General features: G+C 43.5%; 21 protein-coding genes and 1 pseudogene. 9 read left to right on the top strand and 13 right to left on the bottom strand.

Annotated features, from left to right (window positions below):
• Entirely contained in the window at nt 1–1302 is a 1302-nt protein-coding gene (locus tag BLR43_RS07270; RefSeq protein ID WP_093070016.1) for an ABC1 kinase family protein, read from the bottom strand.
• A 141-nt stretch (nt 1303–1443) separates the two neighbouring features.
• A complete protein-coding gene (aroQ, locus tag BLR43_RS07275) occupies nt 1444–1980 on the bottom strand; it encodes a type II 3-dehydroquinate dehydratase (RefSeq protein ID WP_093070019.1) in 537 nt (178 codons plus the stop codon).
• A gap of 417 nt (nt 1981–2397) precedes the next feature.
• Here aroQ and BLR43_RS07280 point away from each other — a divergent pair, with 417 nt between their 5' ends.
• Both BLR43_RS07280 and BLR43_RS07285 read left to right on the top strand, forming a co-directional pair.
• Complete coding sequence (locus BLR43_RS07280; protein ID WP_058024053.1) at nt 2398–2613, top strand: cold-shock protein; 216 nt, start codon at nt 2398–2400, stop codon at nt 2611–2613.
• Nucleotides 2614–2891: 278 nt separating this feature from the next.
• Nucleotides 2892–4046 (top strand): DEAD/DEAH box helicase, encoded by a 1155-nt coding sequence (locus tag BLR43_RS07285; RefSeq protein WP_093070021.1) that lies wholly within the window; start codon nt 2892–2894, stop codon nt 4044–4046.
• A gap of 113 nt (nt 4047–4159) precedes the next feature.
• Here the strand turns inward: BLR43_RS07285 and BLR43_RS07290 are convergent, their stop codons facing one another.
• The 7 genes from BLR43_RS07290 to ilvA form a co-directional block, all read right to left on the bottom strand.
• Nucleotides 4160–5038 carry a sulfite exporter TauE/SafE family protein gene (locus tag BLR43_RS07290; RefSeq protein ID WP_093070024.1) on the bottom strand — a complete coding sequence of 293 codons (879 nt, stop codon included), beginning with the start codon at nt 5036–5038 and terminating at the stop codon, nt 4160–4162.
• A gap of 99 nt (nt 5039–5137) precedes the next feature.
• Nucleotides 5138–5413, bottom strand: coding sequence for a cbb3-type cytochrome oxidase assembly protein CcoS (gene ccoS / locus BLR43_RS13845; protein WP_058024050.1), 276 nt, complete (start codon nt 5411–5413; stop codon nt 5138–5140).
• A gap of 129 nt (nt 5414–5542) precedes the next feature.
• Entirely contained in the window at nt 5543–6316 is a 774-nt protein-coding gene (locus tag BLR43_RS07300; protein WP_071001661.1) for a YdcF family protein, read from the bottom strand.
• Nucleotides 6306–7415, bottom strand: coding sequence for a UDP-N-acetylmuramate dehydrogenase (gene murB / locus BLR43_RS07305; RefSeq protein WP_071003614.1), 1110 nt, complete (start codon nt 7413–7415; stop codon nt 6306–6308). Before murB ends, BLR43_RS07300 begins: the two co-directional genes overlap by 11 nt.
• A 237-nt stretch (nt 7416–7652) precedes the next feature.
• Nucleotides 7653–8150 carry a low molecular weight protein-tyrosine-phosphatase gene (locus BLR43_RS07310; RefSeq protein ID WP_083328818.1) on the bottom strand — a complete coding sequence of 166 codons (498 nt, stop codon included), beginning with the start codon at nt 8148–8150 and terminating at the stop codon, nt 7653–7655.
• 206 nt (nt 8151–8356) lie between these two features.
• Nucleotides 8357–8779, bottom strand: a complete 423-nt coding sequence (locus BLR43_RS07315; protein WP_071001659.1) for an RNA-binding S4 domain-containing protein — start codon at nt 8777–8779, stop codon at nt 8357–8359.
• Between the two features lie 171 nt (nt 8780–8950).
• Entirely contained in the window at nt 8951–10504 is a 1554-nt protein-coding gene (gene ilvA / locus BLR43_RS07320; RefSeq protein WP_071001658.1) for a threonine ammonia-lyase, biosynthetic, read from the bottom strand.
• A 288-nt stretch (nt 10505–10792) separates the two neighbouring features.
• On the opposite strand from ilvA, the gene rpiA reads away from it, so the two are divergent.
• The gene (gene rpiA, locus BLR43_RS07325) at nt 10793–11452 is read left to right on the top strand and encodes a ribose-5-phosphate isomerase RpiA (RefSeq protein ID WP_071001657.1); all 660 of its coding nucleotides are present in this window, start codon (nt 10793–10795) and stop codon (nt 11450–11452) included.
• A 119-nt stretch (nt 11453–11571) separates the two neighbouring features.
• Here rpiA and argF read toward each other — a convergent pair whose 3' ends face one another.
• The 3 genes from argF to dnaB all read right to left on the bottom strand — a co-directional run bounded on the left by argF (nt 11572) and on the right by dnaB (nt 15386).
• Complete coding sequence (gene argF, locus BLR43_RS07330) at nt 11572–12495, bottom strand: ornithine carbamoyltransferase (protein WP_071001655.1); 924 nt, start codon at nt 12493–12495, stop codon at nt 11572–11574.
• Between the two features lie 216 nt (nt 12496–12711).
• The gene (gene alr, locus BLR43_RS07335) at nt 12712–13818 is read right to left on the bottom strand and encodes an alanine racemase (RefSeq protein ID WP_071001654.1); all 1107 of its coding nucleotides are present in this window, start codon (nt 13816–13818) and stop codon (nt 12712–12714) included.
• A gap of 164 nt (nt 13819–13982) precedes the next feature.
• Nucleotides 13983–15386 (bottom strand): replicative DNA helicase, encoded by a 1404-nt coding sequence (gene dnaB, locus BLR43_RS07340; RefSeq protein ID WP_071001653.1) that lies wholly within the window; start codon nt 15384–15386, stop codon nt 13983–13985.
• 298 nt (nt 15387–15684) lie between these two features.
• On the opposite strand from dnaB, the gene pdxA reads away from it, so the two are divergent.
• The 6 genes and pseudogenes from pdxA to merA form a co-directional block, all read left to right on the top strand.
• Nucleotides 15685–16767, top strand: coding sequence for a 4-hydroxythreonine-4-phosphate dehydrogenase PdxA (gene pdxA / locus BLR43_RS07345; RefSeq protein WP_071001651.1), 1083 nt, complete (start codon nt 15685–15687; stop codon nt 16765–16767).
• A 430-nt stretch (nt 16768–17197) separates the two neighbouring features.
• Nucleotides 17198–17569, top strand: coding sequence for a mercury resistance transcriptional regulator MerR (gene merR / locus BLR43_RS07350; RefSeq protein WP_033011277.1), 372 nt, complete (start codon nt 17198–17200; stop codon nt 17567–17569).
• A 187-nt stretch (nt 17570–17756) separates the two neighbouring features.
• Nucleotides 17757–18104, top strand: coding sequence for a mercuric transporter MerT family protein (locus BLR43_RS07355; protein ID WP_016899520.1), 348 nt, complete (start codon nt 17757–17759; stop codon nt 18102–18104).
• Nucleotides 18105–18150: 46 nt separating this feature from the next.
• Nucleotides 18151–18435: a mercury resistance system periplasmic binding protein MerP gene (merP, locus tag BLR43_RS07360; RefSeq protein ID WP_008110847.1), complete on the top strand. Its 285-nt coding sequence runs from the start codon at nt 18151–18153 to the stop codon at nt 18433–18435.
• Nucleotides 18435–18854: an organomercurial transporter MerC gene (merC, locus tag BLR43_RS07365; protein ID WP_093070026.1), complete on the top strand. Its 420-nt coding sequence runs from the start codon at nt 18435–18437 to the stop codon at nt 18852–18854. Before merP ends, merC begins: the two co-directional genes overlap by 1 nt.
• Nucleotides 18855–18922: 68 nt before the next feature.
• Nucleotides 18923–20314, top strand: a pseudogene (merA, locus tag BLR43_RS07370) (mercury(II) reductase); the annotation flags it as partial.
• Nucleotides 20315–20918: 604 nt separating this feature from the next.
• On the opposite strand, the gene lspA reads toward merA, so the two are convergent.
• Nucleotides 20919–21626 carry a signal peptidase II gene (lspA, locus tag BLR43_RS07380; protein ID WP_093070029.1) on the bottom strand — a complete coding sequence of 236 codons (708 nt, stop codon included), beginning with the start codon at nt 21624–21626 and terminating at the stop codon, nt 20919–20921.
• Between the last annotated feature and the right edge of the window lie 56 nt (nt 21627–21682).

The raw sequence follows: 21682 nt of genomic DNA on the forward strand, positions 1-21682 counted from the left end.
TTATACGTCAATGTACTCATCAACGAGCGGCGAGAGGTCAGTCTCAACGCCAAGATTGACCAGATTCCAGTACTGTCCAGATACGGTACGGTCTAACATCATGGTGGTGGCAGAGGGCTGAAACTGACCGAAGTATTTTAATGAAGTGCGCATTTGGGCAATCACCTCATGGTGTATTTGACTGCTACCAAAATCAAATGGCCCTTCTTGGTATGGGCGGATAGATAGTGGTTTTAGACCAATAGATAGCCATTTTTCATAAAACTCGCCAGGGATGTTTTTATCATCATCACGGCGAATATCTAAGGCGACAAGGTCTTGCTCAAGCGCGGTCACATCGCCTTTGATAGCATGCTTGGCAAAACGACGGAATAGTTGGACCTCGCTATCACTGTAACTACGGATACCGCCGAAGTCATACGCCACAACACTACCATCCTGCCGAAAAGCAAAGTTGCCTGGATGCGGATCACAATGCATACGGTACAGACTAAATAGTTGTCCTGCGGTAAAATGAAACAAGCGCTTTGCTATTTTTTGCTTAATGGCATTGTCCCATGTTGCAGCGACGGTCAATGTCTCTCCTATCTCCTCAGTCAGTGTCAAAATCCGTCTAGAAGAGTGGCTGCTAATGACTTTTGGGATAATGAGACCTTCATCATCAGCATGAAAGGCACCAAATACACGCAGATTGTGCGCCTCTTTGGTATAGTCCAACTCGTCGTGTAGACTCTGTCGAATCTCATTAAATAACTGCTCTTGCAACTGCTTACTCATATTGAGCACACCTGCAATTTTTAGCGCCATGCGCACCTGTTTGAGGTCGCTATCACAGTTTTCATCGACATCAGGATACTGGACTTTGACCACGACCCTTTGTCCAGAAGGTAGCACAGCTTTATGGACTTGCCCAATAGATGCTGCGGCAAATGGCGTCTCGTCAAACTCACTGAACAGCTCTGCCATCGGTGCTTTAAGCTCACGCTCAACTTGTGCACGTATTTGCGCATAAGGCATGGGCGGTGCATCTTTTTGGAGTTTTTCTAGGGCAGTTGCGACCTCAGGCGGGAACACGTCTTTGTACTGTGAGGCAATTTGTCCGACTTTCATCACCGCACCTTTCATCTCACCCAACGTCTCGGCAATCTGGATACCCACGTCTTGCATCAAGTCTGAGCGAGCTTGTAGGCGCTTTTCTTCGTCACTCGAGAGATGCTTAAACGAGTTTTTAGCGGCTTTGCCGGCGATGCTTGCTGTCATGCCAGCGAGTTTCATAAAGCGCTTTCCGGACGTTTTTGCCATTCATATCACCATATAGTGGATTGTTTTGCTCAGTCATAATTCTATTATTTTCATCAAACAATTACTGTTTAACTAATGTGTGAAAAATAAGAAGTTTTACTTTATTAACAAAGCTAGTAATCTATAAAATTAGAAAACACCTTAAGTGCTTGTATTGACTGAATAAATATTGCTTAGCCAGTAGTCTAGTGCCATCTCATAACCCATATGACCCAAACCACAGATGACACCGACTGCGACATCGCTCAAATAGGAATGATGCCTGAAAGGCTCACGTGCATGGACATTGGATAAATGGACCTCTATAAAAGGCTTCTGTGTCGCTAGTAACGCATCGCGTAGGGCAACTGAGGTATGGGTAAAGGCAGCAGGATTGATAATAACGGCATCAGCTTGGGCAGATTTTTCTGCTAATAAACCATAATATTGAATCTTATCTACTAGATCGCCTTCATGGTTTGACTGTACACAAATTAATTCAATGCTGTGCTGAGCGGCTCGTTCGACCAAGCGTTTTTCGATATCTACCAGCGTCATATGGCCATAAATTTCAGGCTCACGCTTACCCAATAAGTTCAGGTTGACGCCATTCACCAATAGCAGTTTGTGATTGAGGGTCTGATCGATGTGTTGGTCAGCAGGATTTTCTGCTGCTGTAGATGGAGAAGAGGACGTCATAGTAATCTCTATCGCTGTTTAAATATGTGAATGATTTATTATAATGAATAAGGTATGCATGACAAATAGGTTGCACACGCTGATCCAGCGTATCCCTTTATAATAGCAGCTTGTAGGCTGGGTTATAAAAAAATTACAGGAAAAACTCACCCATGCCTTAAAAAGCGTGTTAAAAGTCTTTATGTTGCTAAAAACCCGTGCTATGATATTTTTTATGCAATAAGTATTGCAAGTTTGTTACTGTCATTGATATGAGAGATAGTTTGCAAGATTGGCTTTCTTTTATATAAGCGTTTTAAAGATGACTGTGACTAGATTAGTACTCTTAAGTTTTTGATTTCATCATCTTAGATCCCGTTTATATGCAATGTTGCAAAGGAATTTGGGGCTAAGCGAACTTTTTTAGGAAGTAATATTATGTCAGCTCGTGAGCAAGGTATCGTTAAGTGGTTTAATGACTCAAAAGGCTTTGGTTTCATTCAACGTGACAGCGGAGAAGATATTTTTGTCCATTTCCGCGCGATTCAGGGTGATGGCTATCGTTCTTTAAAAGATGGCGAAAAAGTTGAGTTCAGCGTAGTAGAAGGTGAAAAAGGCCTACAAGCTGAAGAAGTCAGAAAGTTAGAAGAGTAATCTATCCAGACATTAAAGCAGTTTAGTTATAATGTCTGTATGAACTACTGATATACTACTGAGTCAAGCCCGTATTGTCTTACCCATGTTGAGTGAACAACAGCATATTTGGTAGGTCAGGTATTGGGCTTGGCTTTTTTTGTACCCGTATGTCTAGCGGCCATCTATAGATATAATGTTGCGACTACTATTGGTCACGCTTATGTCAGTATAAAATTTTATTGTGAGCTGATTTGTGATTGATAAAATACAAGCAACTAATTTAAAAGGATATTTTTTTGAGTAATTTTACAACGTTTACTGATTTGCCACTTTCAACCGCGACCCTGCGGGCAGTGAGTGATTTGGGATTCACGGAACTCACGCCGATTCAGGCGAAAATACTACCGCATACACTAGCAAGTCAAGATGCCATCGGACAGGCGCAAACGGGAACGGGTAAAACAGCAACGTTTTTATTGACAATCATGGAAGCGTTACTCAAACGTCCTTTTACGCATGATGAAACGCGTTATCTAGGTGAGCCGCGTGCCGTGATTATGGCGCCAACTCGCGAGCTGGCTCAACAGATATTTGAGGACTGCATTGCACTGACCAAATACACCTCATTACACAGTGTCTGTATTATGGGTGGGACCAATTACGAAACCCAGCAGCATGAGCTTGAGCGCCAATACGTTGATATTTTGGTGGCGACGCCTGGCCGTCTAATTGATCTTGCCAATAAAGGCATGGTGTATTTAGATCGAGTAGAGGTGCTGGTGCTTGATGAAGCAGACCGTATGCTGGACATGGGTTTTATCCCTGATATCAAGCGCCTTGTGGGGCGTATGCCCGCCAATACAGACCGTCAAAGCTTACTGTTTTCTGCTACTTTTAACCAAGATGTGATGAATTTGGCGTATCGCTGGTTGCATGAGCCGCAGTTTGTGGAAATCGAGCCAGAACACAAGACCAGCGAATTGGTTGATCAGCACTTTTACTTACTGACAGAAGATCAAAAACTCGAAGCCCTTCAGCGTATTATTAGTGAGGAGGCCGTTGAAAAGGTCATTGTATTCGCCAATCGCAAAGATCAAGTCAAGCGTCTCTATCATAAACTGCGTCAAGCGCATAAGATTGTCATGCTCTCAGGTGATGTAATTCAGCAAAAACGTGAGAAATACTTGCAGCGCTTCAAGGATGGTCACACGTCTATCTTGGTGGCGACAGATGTTGCAGGGCGCGGTATCCATGTTGATGATATCAGTCATGTCGTTAACTATACCTTGCCCGATCAACCAGATGATTATGTCCACCGTATTGGTCGTACGGGCCGCGCTGGGCAAACAGGCATTAGCATTAGCTTTGTCAGTGAAGATGACGCATTTAATATACCAGCATTAGAGAAGCATTTAGAAACCAAGTTTACGCTTGAGCAGTGGCAGGAATAATTGCTATAAATAGGTAACACTTAACCAATAAACCCCTTAATATCATTTTTGATATTAAGGGGTTTTTGTACGCTTGGTAAAGTCCGCGCAGTACTCGAGTTATGTGTTAGAAATTATTGACCATGATGCATGGAGGTGGCGTCATCACCCATATCATGCATGCTATGATCCATATGATTATCCATGTCTTGCATATCATGATCCATAGCTGGCGTCATATCGTGATTCATCTGATCTATATTATGAGCATCTGTCTCAGACATCATAGCAGAGTGGCTACTATGATCCATCTGTGCGTGTCCACCACCATGCCCGCCATGCATGTTTGCCATGACCATAGGAACGACAGCAACTGCCAAACCTGAGAGTACCATCACCGCACCATTTAACTGCCTTAAGCGAAAACGACCAATCTTGTCACGTAACCAGCCGACTGTCTCGTGCGTTGCAACTAACATCGGCACCGTGCCAAGACCAAAAACAAACATCAACGCTGCACCGCTTAATGGGTTGTGAGCCACCACCGCGATGAGTAGGGCGCCATATACCAAACCGCAAGGCAAAAAGCCCCAAAGCAAACCAGCTGTCAATGCACGTGGAAAGGTGTTTAGGGGAAAGACCTTTTGGCGTAGCGGGCTGAGGTATTGCCAAAAGCGCATACCAAAACGCTCGAGCTTATTCAAAAAAGGTGCGCCAAGCATGGTCACACCCACAAAGACCAACACTGCGCCCAGTAAAATACGTGGCAAGCTATTGCCTTTCATGAGTGGCTCTAACACCGTCGTACCGATAAATCCTGCCAGCAGACCTAACAGTGCATAACTGCTCAGACGGCCAAGATGATAGGTGGCCACCAGCGCGCGGCGTTTAGTAGGACTGACATCTTTCATAGACAGACCAAATGCCGTCACAAGACCGCCACACATACCCAAACAATGCGGCGAGCCAAAAAACCCCATCAGTAATGCCGCAGCAAGTAAAGCCATGGTCATGGATGCATCTCCTAAAAGTCATAAAGGCCGTATCTATAGACACGATTATTATCTAACGAAAGCTCATCATTACACGATGAAAAGAGAGAAGAATAAAGGTTAGATTTTTGTGTTTTTCTCTACATCAGTACGAACGAGCGCATCTTTATCAACGTTATCATCTGACGGCTCGGTATCAGCAGAAGGCTGAGACTGCACCGCGCGCTCATGAGCCTGCATGGTTTGCCTGCGCTCTTGACGATCATCCAATATGATACGCTGTGATGCATTGTCCAAATCTTCGAACTGGTTTGATTTTACCGCATAACGCACCGCCCAGATGGCAACCACAAATAGCATGAGACTTAATGGGATTAATAAAAATATACTGAGCATGGTAACTCTCTTCAATAGCAGTGTCTTTTATTATTATACACCCATCGCAAATGCAGTGGATGATCTGTAGCGATTAGAATGAGGCGTAGCATCATATGACGATATTAGCTGCGCGTTTAGTATAAAAACCTATTCATCAGATGCTTTTTTGGCACTGCCTCGCGGTGTTAGGAGCTGCTGTGAAGTCACATCATCGGCGTGACGACAGTTCATTTGCGGACGTATCACATCCCGTAGATAGGCGGCGATTTCATAAACAGCCCGCCGTGAATGACTTAGGTTTTGCGCAGGTTTCATCCAGTCGCGTCTCACTGGCAATGGTGCGCTAAGCGGTGTGCTATTAATACCATTCAAGGCAAACTGTCTGCGCGCACGTGCCATATGATAACTATCAGTAATAAGGTAAACGTGATGAAGCGGAATACGCTTGGCTGTAAAACGGGCGTTTTCGCACGTATTCATACTGGCATTTTCGCTTATCAGCCCATCGATACCATGCTCAATGAGCCATTGACCTAGCCAAGGGGCTTCAGCGCCGCTTAGTACAATAGGTAAGGGAAGATCGTGATAGGCCCCAGCCGCGGTACGGACACGATTCAGGCTATAGCGATTGAGGATGATTTGATTGTTATTATCATTAGTTAGACCACCGCCTAATACCACGTAAGCAGTCGGCGGAGAGCTCATAGCAGCAGAAGGCATTTTTGGTAAAGGAAGAAGCGCAAATATATAGACAACGGCTTGTGAAAATAGCGGTGTGAACAAACTGATTAGGACTAAAATAACAGACGTCGAGCCTAATACAAAGGTAATATTGATGATACGGAATAGCTTCACCATTCGTTCGGCTGAACGCAAATAGTTTCGCCATAAGCGTTTAGACCATGATTGTTTAGACCACATGCTCAGGATATCCAATTGAGCCATCAGCATTCACCCAAACTGGCTCACGTGATAGCTGAATTGCAAATTTCTCATAGACGATGTTGGCGATATAGCGCTGTGCTGTTTCCACATCTTCTTGAGTTGCTTGATAAGGAGTATGATTGGTCAGTACCAGCGCCTGATGTTTATGAGTCATGATAGGTGCGATGCCGCCCCCTTTTAATCCTGCTTGCTCGATGAGCCAACCTGCGGCAACTTTTACCATCGCGTCAGGCATCGGATAACCAACGATAGCTGGATAAGTTGTTTGCAGCGCCGTAAATTGATCTTGACCAATAATAGGATTTTGAAAAAAACTGCCACAGTTAGGTAGCTGTTTTGGGTCTGGTAGCTTTTGTTGTCTAATATCTATAATGGCTTGCATAACGTCATGAGGATTGGCTTGCTCGCGCTCTTGTTGTTCCGCATAGCGCTGCGCCACAGTCTGTACATCTCCATAGCTGGCTAAAATATGGGTGGGATCTGTATGCAGTCTAAAAGCCACGCGGCTGATCAGCCATGTATTTGGCGTGCGTTTAAAGATACTATCACGATAGTCAAATTGACAGTCGGCCGCTGATAAATGGTGCCAAGTTTGTGTCGGTAAATGATAGGCGCGTACATATTGTAAGCAGTCTTCTAATTGCACACCGTACGCACCAATATTTTGTACTGGCGCTGCACCAGTTAGGCCAGGTATGAGCGCAAGGTTTTCTAACCCATACCAGCCTTGATTGACTGTATGTACGACTAGATCATGCCAGTTTTCGCCCGCCATTACTTCGATATCAACATAATCGTCGGTTTGTGCAGTCAAATGAATACCGCGCATTTTGGGTTGCAATACCACTGCATTTAACGCTGCTGGTAATAAAACATTGCTACCGCCAGATAAGACAAATAATGACAGCTGATGCTCTACATCCTCTGCATAGGTTGCCATAAAGTCATCAAGCTGTGCCTCATTGGTCAACGTCACTACAGAGTCAGCGACACACGACAGTGCCATCGTATTGCTATGTGCCAAATCGACTGAATTACTGACTAACAGAGTCGCTGATGAGTCATTTATAGTCATGGTCTGAGCGTCGAGATCAAGGCGTGCAGCTTGGGTCATAACATAGCCTATGGGGCAAAAGGATAATAAATAATAAGGTAGCTATAGTTGATTCAATTTAAAAGAGATACAAGGCAGTTGAGTACAGACGTAACTGTGTTACTTCAAGCACGGTTAACGCTGCAGCTCTTTTATAGAGGATTAACCATATTATAGAGGATACCGGATGCAAGAGTAGCAGAAATATAGAATTTATAGCTAGCAAGCCTTCCAGCTTTCGATCCAAGCTTGGGCGCTTGATTCGATGCGCTCGATCACCTCTTCGAAATCATCGTTATCGCCTTTATATGGATCTGGCACATCACTGCCGCAATAGGTAGGGTCTTCTTCACTAAATAGGGCCAGCTTTGCCAAGTCCTCTTCTGACTCTGCCATGTCGTCTTTAATGGCTTGTAGGTCAGCCAAATTCTGTGAATCCATGGCTAAGATCAAATCAAAATCACGGAAGTCATCGGCGCTGACTTGGCGTGCAACCAATTTATTAATTTTGTAGCCATGTGATTTCGCATGGCGCTGCGAACGTGGGTCAGGTTTGTCGCCGACATGTGAATCACTGGTACCTGCTGAGTCTATCTTTATTGAGAGTCCAGCAATCGCCGCTTGCTGACGGAAAACTTCCTCAGCGGTAGGGGAGCGGCAGATGTTTCCTAAACAAACCAATAATACAGACGAGGGAGTACAGGCTTTCATCAGCATAATATGACCTTCTATAACAAAAAAACATGCTATAAGAAACCAGCACTGTTAATGCGGCTTTTATTAGCATGCAATCGATTGAACCAACGACTAGCGTAACGCTTAATCGCTTGAATGGCAAGGACAGAGACTAGACAATAGCGTCACTTAATACTGGGTTTATGACAATGCTATAGGTAACTGGGTGATGCGAGGGTAATGCTGTATCAATCTTGATTGCTTTTGAAGCGCTGTAAGTCACGGCGCTCTTTTTTGTTGGGCTTATTATCAGGACGAGCAAGGTTGGCCAGTTTGCGCTGTTCAGCATAATAAGCACGCCGCGTTTCGCTCTCTTTGGTCTCTGAGTATAGCACCTCAGCGGCGGTCGCATTGCCCCGCTGTGCAGATAGCGCCTCAACAATGACAGTCTTTTCAGTCATGGCGGTCGCTGAGCCTTGACGAATGGTTAGCTCATCGCCGACTGAAATCTCTTTACTGGTCTTGACGCGGCTGCCACCATAATGCACACGTCCGCTTTCAATGGCTTGCTTGGCAAGGGTGCGTGTGCGGTAAAACCGAGCGGCCCATAACCATTTATCGAGACGAATTTTGACCAAACCTTGGGTGTTATCATCAGTATTTTTTTTCATAAAGCTCACTCTGTATTTGTTTTTATATCAAATAATATGAGGGCATATTTGGTATTTACAAATAAGGTTTTGTGTTCGTCGCCGTCTGTAGCAGATTATAGAAAGTAAAAAGCGACCCATCATATGACAAGTCGCTTTTATAATAAGGTCTAAATATATCCCGTTAAGTCATTATTTCAAAAATAACTGATAGCCAATATTGTCATTGACCGTCGTGCAGTCATAGCCGATGTCTAGTAAGGCGTCTTGTAGCTGACGAGAGTTGCTTTCTGAGGCTTGTAGACCAACCAGTACACGGCCTTCAGCGGCACCATGGTTGCGGTAATGGAATAAAGTGATATTAAAGTCATCGCCCAATTTTTCTAAGAAAGTCAGCAGGGCGCCCGGACGCTCTGGGAATATCACTTGTAGTAACTGCTCGTTTTCGACCTTAGCGTGACCACCAATCAAATGACGGATATGTGACTTGGCGATATCATCGTCAGTCAGATCGTGAGCGGTATAGCCATCATTTGCCAATTGAGTACTAATAGTTTGACGCTCTTTTTCACCTTCTTTTAATGCAATACCGACAAAGATTGAGGCAGGCTCCATTGAGTCTGGTGACTTTTTGCTATCGGCACGGTAGTTAAACTCAGTAATATTACGACCGTGCAGACTGCGGCAGAAGTTCAAGAAAGCGCCAGTTTGTTCTGGTATAGTAACCCCAAAGATAGCTTCTTTTTTCTCGCCAATCTCAGTGCGCTCAGCAATATAACGCAGACGGTCAAAATTCATATTAGCGCCGCAAATGATGGCCGCGCAGTTTTTGCCTTGAATATTGTTCGCTGTGATATATTTTTTCATACCAGCAACTGCCAACGCACCTGCAGGCTCTACGATACTGCGGCTCTCCTCAAACACATCTTTGACTGCTGCGCAGACTTCATCGTTGCTACAGGTGACGACGTTAGGCTCCACGATAGGGCCTGAATTGTCACTTTTCTGAGTACGCACGACGTCAAAAGGCAGTTCACCAATTTGCGCGACTGCCACGCCATCGACGAACAGTCCGACTTGCTCAAGTTTGACACGTTCACCCGTTTCAAGTGCGGCTTTTAGGCAAGCTGATTGTTCCGCTTCTACCGCGATCACTTTGACATGCGGTGCCACTTCTCCCAAAAATGCGGCGACACCTGAGATGAGACCGCCACCACCAACGGCAACAAACACATAATCCATGTTACGCCACTGTTGGGTCAACTCAAGCGCGATGGTTCCTTGCCCAGCAATCACCAATTCATCATCATAAGGCGGTATAAAGGTCAGGCCCTCGCGCTCAGCACGATCTATTGCATAGCGGTTTGCTTGATCAAAACTATCGCCATGCAGATCGACATTGCCACCAAGCGCTCTGACGGCTTCTACCTTAATATCAGGCGTAGTCGTTGGCATAACGATGATGTTGTTTAGTGACAGTTTGCGCGCAGAGTAAGCCACGCCTTGAGCATGGTTGCCTGCTGAGGCGCAGATAACGCCGCGCGCTTTTTGCTCATCGCTTAGCTGACTGATACGGTTGTAGGCACCTCGTAACTTAAAAGATTTGACAGGTTGTAAGTCTTCACGTTTAAAACGAATGTCATTGGCAAAACGTTGGGTCAGCTTGGGCGCCGTTTCAAGTGGTGTTTGAATCGCAACGTCATAGACGGTGGCTTGTAGTATGGCTCGTACCCAGTGTGACAGCATAGTAATCCCTAAACAGAATGAATATAAAAATGAAATAGATTAGCCTATGCTGATTTTGAGTATCTTGCAAGACTCAATTGCAGTTTTCTTGGGATTTTATGCCTGAATGAATATAAAGTGAAAGCGTGTGGTGAAGAACGTTGTGAGATAAGTATTATATGACTACCGAATTAGAATTGTGATTGCGCTAACATCGATCAATATCATCGGTTATAATAGCCACGCATTTTATTTGTTTTAGCCTTTTACTTTTTTTAAGACCATACGTTTATTTTCCAAGGATTTATGATGAGTGATCAGCAAGCACAAAAGCAAGCCGCCGCCCGCGCTGCCCTAAGCTATATCGAAGATGATATGATACTTGGGGTGGGGACGGGTAGTACGGTCAACTGTTTGATTGAGTTGTTGCCACAATTGAAGCTTGCTGGTGCGGTTGCCAGCTCACAGGTGACTGAAGACAAACTGCGTGCGCTTGGTATCGAAATTGTTGATCTAAACTTTGCTGGTACGCTTGATGTTTATATCGATGGTGCTGATGAGGTCAATGAGCACTTGCAACTTATCAAAGGCGGCGGCGGTGCATTGACTCGCGAAAAGATCGTCGCGGCTGCTTCCAAAAAGTTTGTGTGTATGGTTGATGAGAGCAAAAGCGTTGAGATCTTAGGTCGCGCGTTTCCAGTGCCGATTGAAGTCCTGCCGCAAGCGCGCTCTTATGTCGCGCGTCAATTAGCAAAATTGGGCGGTGAGCCTGTCTATCGTGAAGACTTTGTCACTGATTACGGCAACGTTATTCTAGATACTTATGACTTGGATGTGAGTAATCCAATCGCGCTTGAAAAAGAGCTGAATAATATCGTGGGTGTGGTCTGTAATGGTATCTTTGCGGCAAACCAAGCGGATGTGCTATTAAAAGCCAGTGCAGATGGCGTAACAACGCTTACGCGCTAATACAGTCTCAAGAATACAGTCTCAAGCCATTTTTACAGATAAAAAGCCGTCCAAATCTGAACGGCTTTTTTATTTATGAACGGACTAATAACTTATCTTACTGTTTTTTACACGGTAAGTTAGGCAGGTAGTTTGATTTTGTCTTTTAGCAAAAACTCCATCAAGGCTTTTTGCGCATGTAGACGATTTTCGGCTTCATCCCACACAACAGAGCGCGGATCATTTAGCATATCATGAGAGATCTCCTCACCACGATGGGCGGGCAGACAGTGCATAAACACCACTTCAGGGTCGGCTTTGTCTAGTAGAGACGGCGTCACTTGATAAGGGGCAAAACGACGTGCGCGCGTATTTTGCTCGGACTCTTGACCCATACTTGCCCATACATCGGTGACAATCAAATTAGAATCTTTGGCTGCGTCTTGTACGTTTTCGACCAAGCTCACGCAATGTGAGAAGCGTTCCATAAGTTTCGGATCAGGCTCGAACCCATAAGGCGCTGCCACGCGTAATTCAAAACCAAACTGATTGGCGGCTTGCATAAATGACGAGCACATATTGTTGCCGTCACCGACCCACGTGACGATCTTATTTTCGATGCTACCGCGATGCTCATAATAAGTCTGCATATCAGCAAGCAATTGACAAGGATGGTATTCATCGGTCAACGCATTGATAATAGGGACGCTTGAGTATTCAGCAAAGGTCTCGACTTTTTCGTGCCCAAAGGTACGAATCATAATGATATCAACCATGCTGGAGATCACGCGTGCTGAGTCTTCTAATGGCTCACCGCGACCGAGCTGCGTATCGTTGGGTGATAAAAATATAGCATTACCACCAAATTGACCCATGCCGGTCTCAAATGAGATACGGGTACGCGTTGAAGATTTTTCAAATATCATGCCAAGCGTACGACCAACGAAAGGCTGATATATCTCGCCTGCGTGTTGCATCTTACGCAATTCGCTTGCGCGTTTGATTAAGTTTTCTAGTTCTTGTTTGGTTAAATCAGATAAGGTTAAAAAATGGCGCAAACTCATAGTAATCCTAGCAGTCGATCGCAGTCAGTGAAACGTCATCAGTCTTCAATATCATCGCGTCAGTGCGTATACTGGGTTGACAACAAACTTTTAGTATAGCGTATTTACTTTCAATGTAAACGTGCAATTTTATCAAGATCGAATGGCTTGCTAAATAGACCGAAATCGCATTAGCAAGCCATAGTACTCGTATGCTAATGCCTGTGCCGTTAATGATTATGCCTGTGTACGGTTTGGACGTATGCTGAGGCGACATAACAGCTCATAGCTAATCGTTCCAGCATGACCTGCCACTTCATCGACACGCGGCGCATCGCCCCAGAGCATGACTTTGCTATCCAAAGCAAGGCTTTCAGGCGTTTTGCTGACATCAATGACGATCATATCCATTGCCACACGCCCAATCACAGGACAACGGTAGCTTTGATTGTCGTTAGTATCGATGACGGTGACATAAGCGTCGTCACTTATTACACGCGGGTAGCCGTCTCCGTAACCCACACTCACGAGAGCGGTTCTGGTGTCTTGCTGCGCACGCCAGCGGCTACCATAGCCGATCGCATCATTGGCACTGACCGTTTGTAATGCCATAATTTGAGCACTAAATTCCATCGCGGGCTGCAAGTCTAACTCTTGTGCGCTTTTATCGACGACAGGCGAGCTACCGTATAAGATGATGCCTGGGCGTACCCAATCATAATGGTACTCTGGGAAGTTGACGATGCCAGCAGAGTTGCATAATGAGCCTTTGATATCTAGGCTAATGGTATCTTTCAAAGTCGCAAGTACGCTTGAGAAGCGCTCAATCTGCATGGCATTTAATGGATGGTCATGATCATCAGCATTGGCAAAATGGGTGGCTAGGATCAGCTGATAACCTGCTTCATGCAAACGCTTGGCTGCTGATAGCACACCCTCAGCATTGAAACCCAAACGGTTCATACCTGTATTATATTTTAGCCAAACCACATTAGTTGCACTACCAGCTGGCGGGAAGTTTTGTAGTGCCCATTCTAACTGTGGTCCGTGGTGAATCACGCAGCTAATATCATGATCAATGGCTTGTTGCCACTCATCAGCGCTAAATGCCCCTTCTACTAGACCAATGGTTTTCTCCCAACCTAATTGTCTGGCTTCTAATGCTTCGGTTAAAGTCGCAACCCCAATACCATCTGCTTGCTGCAGGGCTGGTAATACCGCCGCCACGCCATGCCCATACGCATTGGATTTGACCATCGCTAAGACTTTTGCTTGCGGTGCGCGTTGTTTTACTTGATTGAGATTATGAGTAATGGCTTTTGGTTTTATGGTAATGGTGCGCATAATCGCCTTCTTTATGAGTAGAATTATGAAGTGATAAAGCCAGTACAGCATCAATGGAGTTGATACTATACTGGCTATGTGGTTAAAGCTACTTACTAACTTGTGAGTAAGCCAAAATCGGTATGGGCTTACATTTTACTAAGACTTAAATGTTATAACGCTGATTACTCATCATTCTCAAAACTGACGCCTTGATAGTATTCTGGCGTTAGATTAATGAAGCGGGTGAATTGACCTTCAAAACCCAAGCGTACGGTACCAATAGGGCCGTTACGCTGCTTGCCGATAATAATTTCCGCCACACCTTTGTGGTCTGAGTTTTCATTATAAACCTCATCACGATAGATGAACATAATCAAATCGGCATCCTGCTCAATTGCACCAGACTCACGTAGATCCGACATAATTGGGCGTTTATTTGGACGGTTTTCTAGACTACGATTAAGCTGTGACAACGCAATCACGGGACATTCAAGCTCACGTGCGAGCGCCTTTAGACTGCGCGAAATCTCAGAAATCTCGCCAACACGGTTGCCATCTAGGCTCGGCACTTTCATCAGCTGAAGATAATCGACCACGATAGCACCCAAGCGCCCATCATGGTTTTTGGCAATACGTCGACAGCGTGAGCGCATCTCGGATGGCGGCAAGGCGGTACTGTCATCAATATATAAATGCTTAGACTGTAGATGCTGAATGGCGTTCATCATCTTTGCCCACTCATCTTCATTCATTTGCCCAGAACGTAGATGCGTCTGGTTAATCGCGCCCCATGAAGACAGCAAACGCATGACAATAGACTCTGCCGGCATCTCCATCGAAAACACCACAACAGGCAAATCTTCATTAAATAAAATCCCTTCTGCCAAGTTCATTGCAAAAGTGGTTTTACCCATAGAAGGACGAGCGGCGACGATAATCAAGTCGCCTGATTGTAGCCCTTGCGTTTTATTATTCAGCTCGACAAATGGCGTTTGTAAACCAATCATGCCATCGGGGTTGGATTTTAGCTCTTGAATTTGATCGATAACATTGGTTAAGACCGAAGTAATACCGACAGGGCCACGCTGTTCCGCGCGTTTGTTATGCTGCTCATTGATGCTAAATATCTTACCTTCGACATTGTCCAAGATATCACTAACGCTTTGGTCTTTTGGATTGTAGGCCAGCGCTAGCATGTCATTACCCGTGGTAATGAGCTGACGCAGCGTTGAGAGCTCACGTACGCGCTGAGCGTAAGCAGTCAGGTTAAACAAGGTCGCCGGACTTTGGCTCAAAATATCAGCTAAGTAGCTGTCCCCACCTGCACCTTTGAGTAACTTTTGCGCCTCTAACCAGTCGTGTACCATGACCGTATCATAAGGCTCATTAACGGCTGCAAGGTGAGCAATCGCATCAAAAATATATTGATGTCGCCCCGCATAAAAGTCATCTTTGGTGACGATATCGGCAATCTTGTCGTACGCCTCTTCGATACTCATCAAAGACGCGAGCAATGCCTTTTCAATATCGATATTGTGCGGCGGTGTCTGATTGAGTAAGTCGTCGGTTTTGTCGTTTTCTGCCATGAGTGCCTAATGAGTCAAAATGGGTATAAAAAAAGATGTCGATGGTAGCGCAAAACAGATATGGTACATCTCTACGGTAGATGTACCAAAACGTGGTTTTAGATTTGCCTGCAAATGCTACAATCAGAAGCGAAAGTTTAACACATAATGTGATTTTTTAGGCTGGGTAAGCAACTAAATCTACAGTGATTGTTATGCATAAAATAAGAGACCGCATCCATTGTCTAAACGTAACAACTGAAAATATTGACGATAAATATAATAAAATCAAAAATTTAAATAAAATAAGGCTATTGCTATGACAGAACAAAAACGACCATTATTAATCACGACAGGTGAACCTGCGGGCATTGGAATGGATGTCGTATTGAATCTGGCGGCAGAGGGCAAGCTGCAAGATTTTGACCGTCCCATTTGGGTAACCGCTGATGCGAGCACGATGCAAGTCCGTGCAGAGGAGTTGGTTTCAGCTGGCGTGTTGACAGAAGTGCCTATTTGGCAAACCATTGACAACGAGGCTGGTGACTTTGATATGGACGCGGCCGAGCAGATAGCACAGCAGGATATAGATGCTGATAGTGCTTTTATTTTGCTTAACGTCCCTTGTGCAGGACCAGTTACTGGCGGACAAATCAATATTGCCAACTCAGCGATGGTGGCTCAGCAATTAGACATTGCTCATCAGTTAGCAGTAAATGGAACAGTTGCCGCTATCGTCACAGGTCCTTTACAAAAATCAGCGCTGATAGATGCTGGTATCAAGCTATTGGATGGCACTATGTTTAGCGGTCACACCGAGTTTTTTATGCAGCAAAGTGGCTGTGAGAAAGTGGTGATGATGCTTGCCAATCAAGCGATGAAAGTCGCGCTTGTCACTACCCATTTGCCATTAAAAGACATACCTGCTGCCATCACCGCGGATAATGTACGTCAAACAGTACAAATCGTTGTCAATGACATGAGAGAAAAGTTTGGCCTCACGCAGCCTCGTATTTTGGTGTGCGGTCTCAATCCACATGCAGGCGAGGGCGGGCATTTGGGTATGGAGGAGATTGAGATTATCAATCCAGTCTTACGAGAGTTCACCGATGCAGGCGTCAATATTTCAGAGGCGATGCCAGCCGATACGCTGTTTACCCCCAGACACTTAGCAAACTGCGATGCAGTCATCGCCATGTATCACGATCAAGGGTTGCCCGTACTCAAATCACACGGCTTTGGTGATACGGTAAATCTCACCTTAGGACTGCCTTATATTCGCACCTCTGTCGATCATGGTACGGCGCTAGACTTGGCGGGACGCGGCGGCGCAAGTGCGACGAGTTTATACCAAGCATTGAAGATGGCTAATGAAATGGCGGATAAGTCGCTTACTAATTGATATATTTGTTATGGCTCATCGCCGTATAGGTATTGTTCACGTCGTACTTGATTATTTTAGTGTGAATAATACCTATTTATAAATAATCAAAGACGACTTAATATAAGTGGTTCCATTATACCGGTCTGTTTTAAGTGGTCTGTTAATAGGTTTAAATGCTGAAATAGATGGTTCCGCTAGGGTATACTCATGTAGAACTGCATGTAATAACACTAATTTGGACTTTGATAATGAAAAAGGATAAACCATACATTGTTGTGGTTTAATATTGTTGTAACAACGGTAACTTTACTTATTTAATAGAAGAAAAAACAAAATCAATTAGCGATGTTTAAACTGGTATTCATTGATGGTCACTTTAATTAGATATAAAGTAAGTAAACAAAAAGTCAGTAAGGTAATTGATAACGTGTCTAAACGAACCATAAGTATGTTGGCTAAAGAACTGAGTGTAAATGTCGAAACAATTCGCTTTTATGAACGCAAAGGCTTAATTAAACAACCACCAAAGCCTATGCAGGGCTATAGACATTACCCGAAAGAAACGGTAAATAGAATACATTTTATCAAGCGTTCTCAAGAATTAGGTTTTACGCTAAATGAGATTGAAGGGTTACTTGCGTTAAACGATAGTCCATGTAGTAAAGTACAAGAATTAGCTAATAAAAAACTGATCGCAGTACAAAAAAAGATGGCTGACTTGTTGTTGTTAGAACACGCTTTGGAAGAACATTTAGGACAATGCCAAAATAATGATGACGATAGCCACTGCCCAATAATTGATTCGTTGCAACCGAAGTAAATGATTCACTTAACTACCATTTCCCACTAAAACAGCATATCCAATTTTACTTCTGCGCCTTAATTCAAGTTAGCTTATTCCCCGTATCTGTCGTAGCAGATTATCAAAGATAAATTTTTTATAAATCACCCTTGACTCCGTACTTAGGTACATGCAATACACTTGCATTATCTAATGAGGTATCTATATGAATCAAAAAGAATCAAACCTTCCAATGATAGGAGGCATCATAGCAGCATTAGGCGCAGGCGTATGCTGTGTAGGTCCTTTGCTCCTGTTATTACTTGGGGTAAGTGGCTCATGGATTGGTAATTTAACTGCATTTGAACCCTATAGGCCATTATTTATCGCATTTGTAGTGTTGTTGTTTGGTTACTCAGGTTGGAAAATTTACCGTCCTGTAGAAGAGTGTGAGCCGGGAACGGCCTGTGCAATTCCTAAGAAACAGCAACAACGAAAAGTCATTTTCTGGCTGAGCGCTATAGTTGCGACAATTTTAGTGACCAGTAATTATTGGATACTTTTGTTTGCTTAATATACAGATCAAGAAATTTATAACATTTTAAAATTTGGAGCTAATTATGAAAAAATTATTATTAACCGCACTGCTTTCACTTTCTAGTTTTGGTGCTTTTGCTGAAGTAAAAACAGTTACACTGGAAGTGCCAACGATGAACTGTGCGACATGTCCAATCACAGTTAAAAAGTCATTAGAAAATGTTGATGGCGTTGAAAATGCGAAAGTTACCTACAAGCCTAAGCTAGCTGTTGTTTCTTTTGATGACACTAAAACCAACATCAATGCATTAATTGCAGCGACTACCAACGCTGGCTACCCTTCAAATTTAAAAAGTGAAAATAAGTAATATTTAGCCCCTTAGAACTAGTTACGCGTATCGGAGATAAAGCAGGCTCTATAGGTGCACTTGTTTCGGCAATGGGATGCGCCATGTGTTTTCCCGCGATAGCTAGTCTTGGTGCGGCAATTGGGATGGGATTTCTTAGTCAGTGGGAAGGGGTATTTATCAATACGTTGTTACCACTGTTTGCAGTATTAGCGCTGGCAATGAATATCTTAGGCTGGTTTAGCCATCGTCAATGGCACCGTAGTTTTATCGGTTCAATTGGCCCCATTTTGGTTTTACTCTCTTTATACCCTTGGTTCCAGTACGGGTGGAGTTCATACGTTACTTATACGGGGCTAGGACTAATGGTTGCTGTATCAATTTGGGACATGGTTTCTCCTGCGAATAAATGCTGTGATGATGAAACTTGTACCGCTTAACTTTTTAAGAGGAATAAAATATGTCAACGAATAGTTGTTGCTCGCCAAATGACATCCAGCCAGAACAATTACATGTAGCCATTATTGGTAGTGGTTCAGGGGCCTTTGCCAGTGCGATTAAAGCAGCAGAAGGCGGAGCAAGAGTTACTATCATTGAAGGAGCCGATGTAATCGGAGGTTGCTGTGTAAATGTCGGCTGTGTTCCTTCAAAAATATTGATCCGTGCTGCGCAATTAGCGCATCAGCAACGTACTAACCCGTTTGATGGTTTAGAAAATATTCAGCCACAACTTAGCCGCTCCTTATTAGCACATCAGCAAAACGCTCGCGTCGAAGAACTACGCGATGCTAAATATCAACGTATTTTAGAGAGTAATCCCGCGCTATCTTTACTTAAAGGTTATGCACGTTTTAAAAATCAAAATACCTTGCTAGTTCACAAGTCTGATGGTAGTGAAGAAGAGCTGGTTGCAGATCGCATTTTAATTGCAACAGGCTCTACACCAAGCATTCCGCCAATTAAGGGTTTAGTTGATACACCTTATTGGACATCAACAGAAGCCTTATTTGCAGAAGAGTTACCGAGTAGTCTAGTTGTCATCGGCTCCTCCGTTGTTGCTCTGGAAATTGCGCAAGCTTATGCCCGTTTAGGTAGCCGTGTGACAATTCTAGCCAGACATACCCTTTTATATGCTGAAGATCCGTTATTAGGTGAAAAACTGGCAGAGTGCTTTGAAAAAGAAGGTATTAGGGTACTTAATAATACGCAAGCAAGTCATGTTTCTTATGATAGCAATGGTTTTTCATTGGAAACTAACGAAGGAACATTAATCGCTGAAAAATTGCTTATCTCTACGGGTCGCCATGCAAATACTGGAAAGCTTGGTTTAGAAAATGTTGGTGTTGAAACAGATAAAAGTGGTGCCATTGTTGTTAATAGTATGATGGAAACATCAACAGCTAACATTTATGCCGCTGGAGATTGCTCCAATATGCCACAATTTGTTTATGTTGCTGCTGCTGCCGGAAGTAGGGCTGGAATTAATATGACAGGTGGAAATGCGCAACTCGACTTATCTACCATGCCTGCTGTTATATTCACCGACCCACAAGTTGCTACGGTAGGTCTAACCGAAGTACAAGCTTCAGCGGTAGGAATAAATACGATAAGTCGTGTACTTGATATGGAAAACGTACCAAGAGCTTTAGCAAATTTTGAAACGGATGGTTTTATCAAGTTGGTAGCTGAAGAATCCACGGGAAAACTGATAGGCGCACAAATTTTAGCCCATGAAGGCGGAGAACTGATTCAAAGTGCGGCTCTTGCTATTCATAATAAAATGACAGTCGAAGAATTGGCAGGTCAACTATTTCCGTATTTGACGATGGTTGAAGGATTGAAGTTATGCGCTCAAACCTTTAGCAAAGACGTTAAAGAGCTATCTTGCTGCGCAGGGTAATCATTTAACGGTAATGTACTTACAGAAATGTTAATGGAGTGCCATTAATAGCTGTTATTTCAAATAATTTTCTAGCGGTTTTTTCTCAAAATCTTCAGGATACATAGTAATAAAATTCTTCATTTCATTTCTGAATGTGTCTGTATCCCGCTTACCCTCGCCTGACAAACGATGGTAATTATTATAGTCCGCTTCAAATTTCTTTGAGCGCACGATAGGAGGCTGCGCAAAATTCATCCCAGTAGTGCTATGACATTTTTAGAGTGTATCGACTATATAAGGGTAAGACTTTTTAACGCTGTCTCTTGTTTTTTTCTAAGGCTGTGAATTTTTTCAATAGTTGGCTGAGCCTGTGACACTATATTTTCCTTTTGTTATTATCAATAAAGAATTTATGGATTATTCAATGTCTCTATAATAATGGCTCTACGCAGAGCTTTTAAGTATTGGGTTTTAAGACCTAAAATGAGTGAGTACCTATACCAGTCATACATTACCTTCCAGTTCACATTTTATAAACATACTCAAGTATAAAAAGTATTTTTCCGTATAGAGTGACTACGACGCTAGTTCATTTTGTTTGTGATAATCGGCATCAATGTGCTTATTTATTACGCTTACTTTCTAAAAATATCATGTCAATTATAATCAATGCGACACCGACACAGACACCTATATCTGCAACATTGAAAAGAGGATAATTCCAGACATCAGCATAATGCACATGGATAAAGTCAACCACTTTACCAATTCTTAAACGATCGATTAAGTTGCCAATCGCACCACCAAGCATTAAGGCCAACCCCATAGATAATAGCTTGGCTGCACGTGGCGCTTTGATTAAATAAACCGTTAAAAAGATAGCCATTACAAAAGCTAAGCCTGAGAAAAACCATTTCTGCCAACCGCCAGCGTTGGCTAAAAAGCTAAATGCTGCCCCATAGTTATAAGCGAGTGTCCAGTTGAGAAATGGTTCAATGACCGGTACGGGGTCATTGAACGCTAATTTGGTTTGGGCCAACCACTTAGTCCATTGATCAAGTATTAACACCATTATCGCCAACAAATACCAGATAAAAGCGCGACTGCCATTGGCAACCATTTTTGGCATTTTATCCAACTTACCTTTAGGTGTTATCGAGTTGCCTGAAGTCACGTACATAGCTTTAGGCGTATGATTCATGGTTTTAGAGTCAATCGATTGATGAGTACTACTCACAGCTATAGGTACTTTATTGTCAGCAATATTAGTACTAGCCGATTCAACGCTATTCAATTTAGTACTATCTAATCTGTCGGTAGATTCAGTCATAGTTGTTTTCTTTATCTGTGTTTATACAATGAACAATGTTAAACGTATATGTTTTT

This window comes from Psychrobacter pacificensis (assembly GCF_900101915.1).
Classification (GTDB): Bacteria; Pseudomonadota; Gammaproteobacteria; order Pseudomonadales; family Moraxellaceae; genus Psychrobacter; species Psychrobacter pacificensis.

What these genes read in the sequence shown, in the direction of transcription:
- dnaB (WP_071001653.1), bottom strand. Translation starts at nt 15,386, where the DNA reads ATGGCAGAAAACGACAAAACCGACGACTTACTCAATCAGACACCGCCG.
- rpiA (WP_071001657.1), top strand. Translation starts at nt 10,793, where the DNA reads ATGAGTGATCAGCAAGCACAAAAGCAAGCCGCCGCCCGCGCTGCCCTA.
- BLR43_RS07315 (WP_071001659.1), bottom strand. Translation starts at nt 8,779, where the DNA reads ATGAAAAAAAATACTGATGATAACACCCAAGGTTTGGTCAAAATTCGT.
- merP (WP_008110847.1), top strand. Translation starts at nt 18,151, where the DNA reads ATGAAAAAATTATTATTAACCGCACTGCTTTCACTTTCTAGTTTTGGT.
- BLR43_RS07300 (WP_071001661.1), bottom strand. Translation starts at nt 6,316, where the DNA reads ATGTGGTCTAAACAATCATGGTCTAAACGCTTATGGCGAAACTATTTG.
- pdxA (WP_071001651.1), top strand. Translation starts at nt 15,685, where the DNA reads ATGACAGAACAAAAACGACCATTATTAATCACGACAGGTGAACCTGCG.
- BLR43_RS07310 (WP_083328818.1), bottom strand. Translation starts at nt 8,150, where the DNA reads ATGCTGATGAAAGCCTGTACTCCCTCGTCTGTATTATTGGTTTGTTTA.
- merR (WP_033011277.1), top strand. Translation starts at nt 17,198, where the DNA reads ATGTTGGCTAAAGAACTGAGTGTAAATGTCGAAACAATTCGCTTTTAT.
- alr (WP_071001654.1), bottom strand. Translation starts at nt 13,818, where the DNA reads ATGCGCACCATTACCATAAAACCAAAAGCCATTACTCATAATCTCAAT.
- BLR43_RS07280 (WP_058024053.1), top strand. Translation starts at nt 2,398, where the DNA reads ATGTCAGCTCGTGAGCAAGGTATCGTTAAGTGGTTTAATGACTCAAAA.
- murB (WP_071003614.1), bottom strand. Translation starts at nt 7,415, where the DNA reads ATGACTATAAATGACTCATCAGCGACTCTGTTAGTCAGTAATTCAGTC.
- ccoS (WP_058024050.1), bottom strand. Translation starts at nt 5,413, where the DNA reads ATGCTCAGTATATTTTTATTAATCCCATTAAGTCTCATGCTATTTGTG.
- argF (WP_071001655.1), bottom strand. Translation starts at nt 12,495, where the DNA reads ATGAGTTTGCGCCATTTTTTAACCTTATCTGATTTAACCAAACAAGAA.
- BLR43_RS07290 (WP_093070024.1), bottom strand. Translation starts at nt 5,038, where the DNA reads ATGACCATGGCTTTACTTGCTGCGGCATTACTGATGGGGTTTTTTGGC.
- aroQ (WP_093070019.1), bottom strand. Translation starts at nt 1,980, where the DNA reads ATGACGTCCTCTTCTCCATCTACAGCAGCAGAAAATCCTGCTGACCAA.
- BLR43_RS07270 (WP_093070016.1), bottom strand. Translation starts at nt 1,302, where the DNA reads ATGGCAAAAACGTCCGGAAAGCGCTTTATGAAACTCGCTGGCATGACA.
- lspA (WP_093070029.1), bottom strand. Translation starts at nt 21,626, where the DNA reads ATGACTGAATCTACCGACAGATTAGATAGTACTAAATTGAATAGCGTT.
- BLR43_RS07355 (WP_016899520.1), top strand. Translation starts at nt 17,757, where the DNA reads ATGAATCAAAAAGAATCAAACCTTCCAATGATAGGAGGCATCATAGCA.
- ilvA (WP_071001658.1), bottom strand. Translation starts at nt 10,504, where the DNA reads ATGCTGTCACACTGGGTACGAGCCATACTACAAGCCACCGTCTATGAC.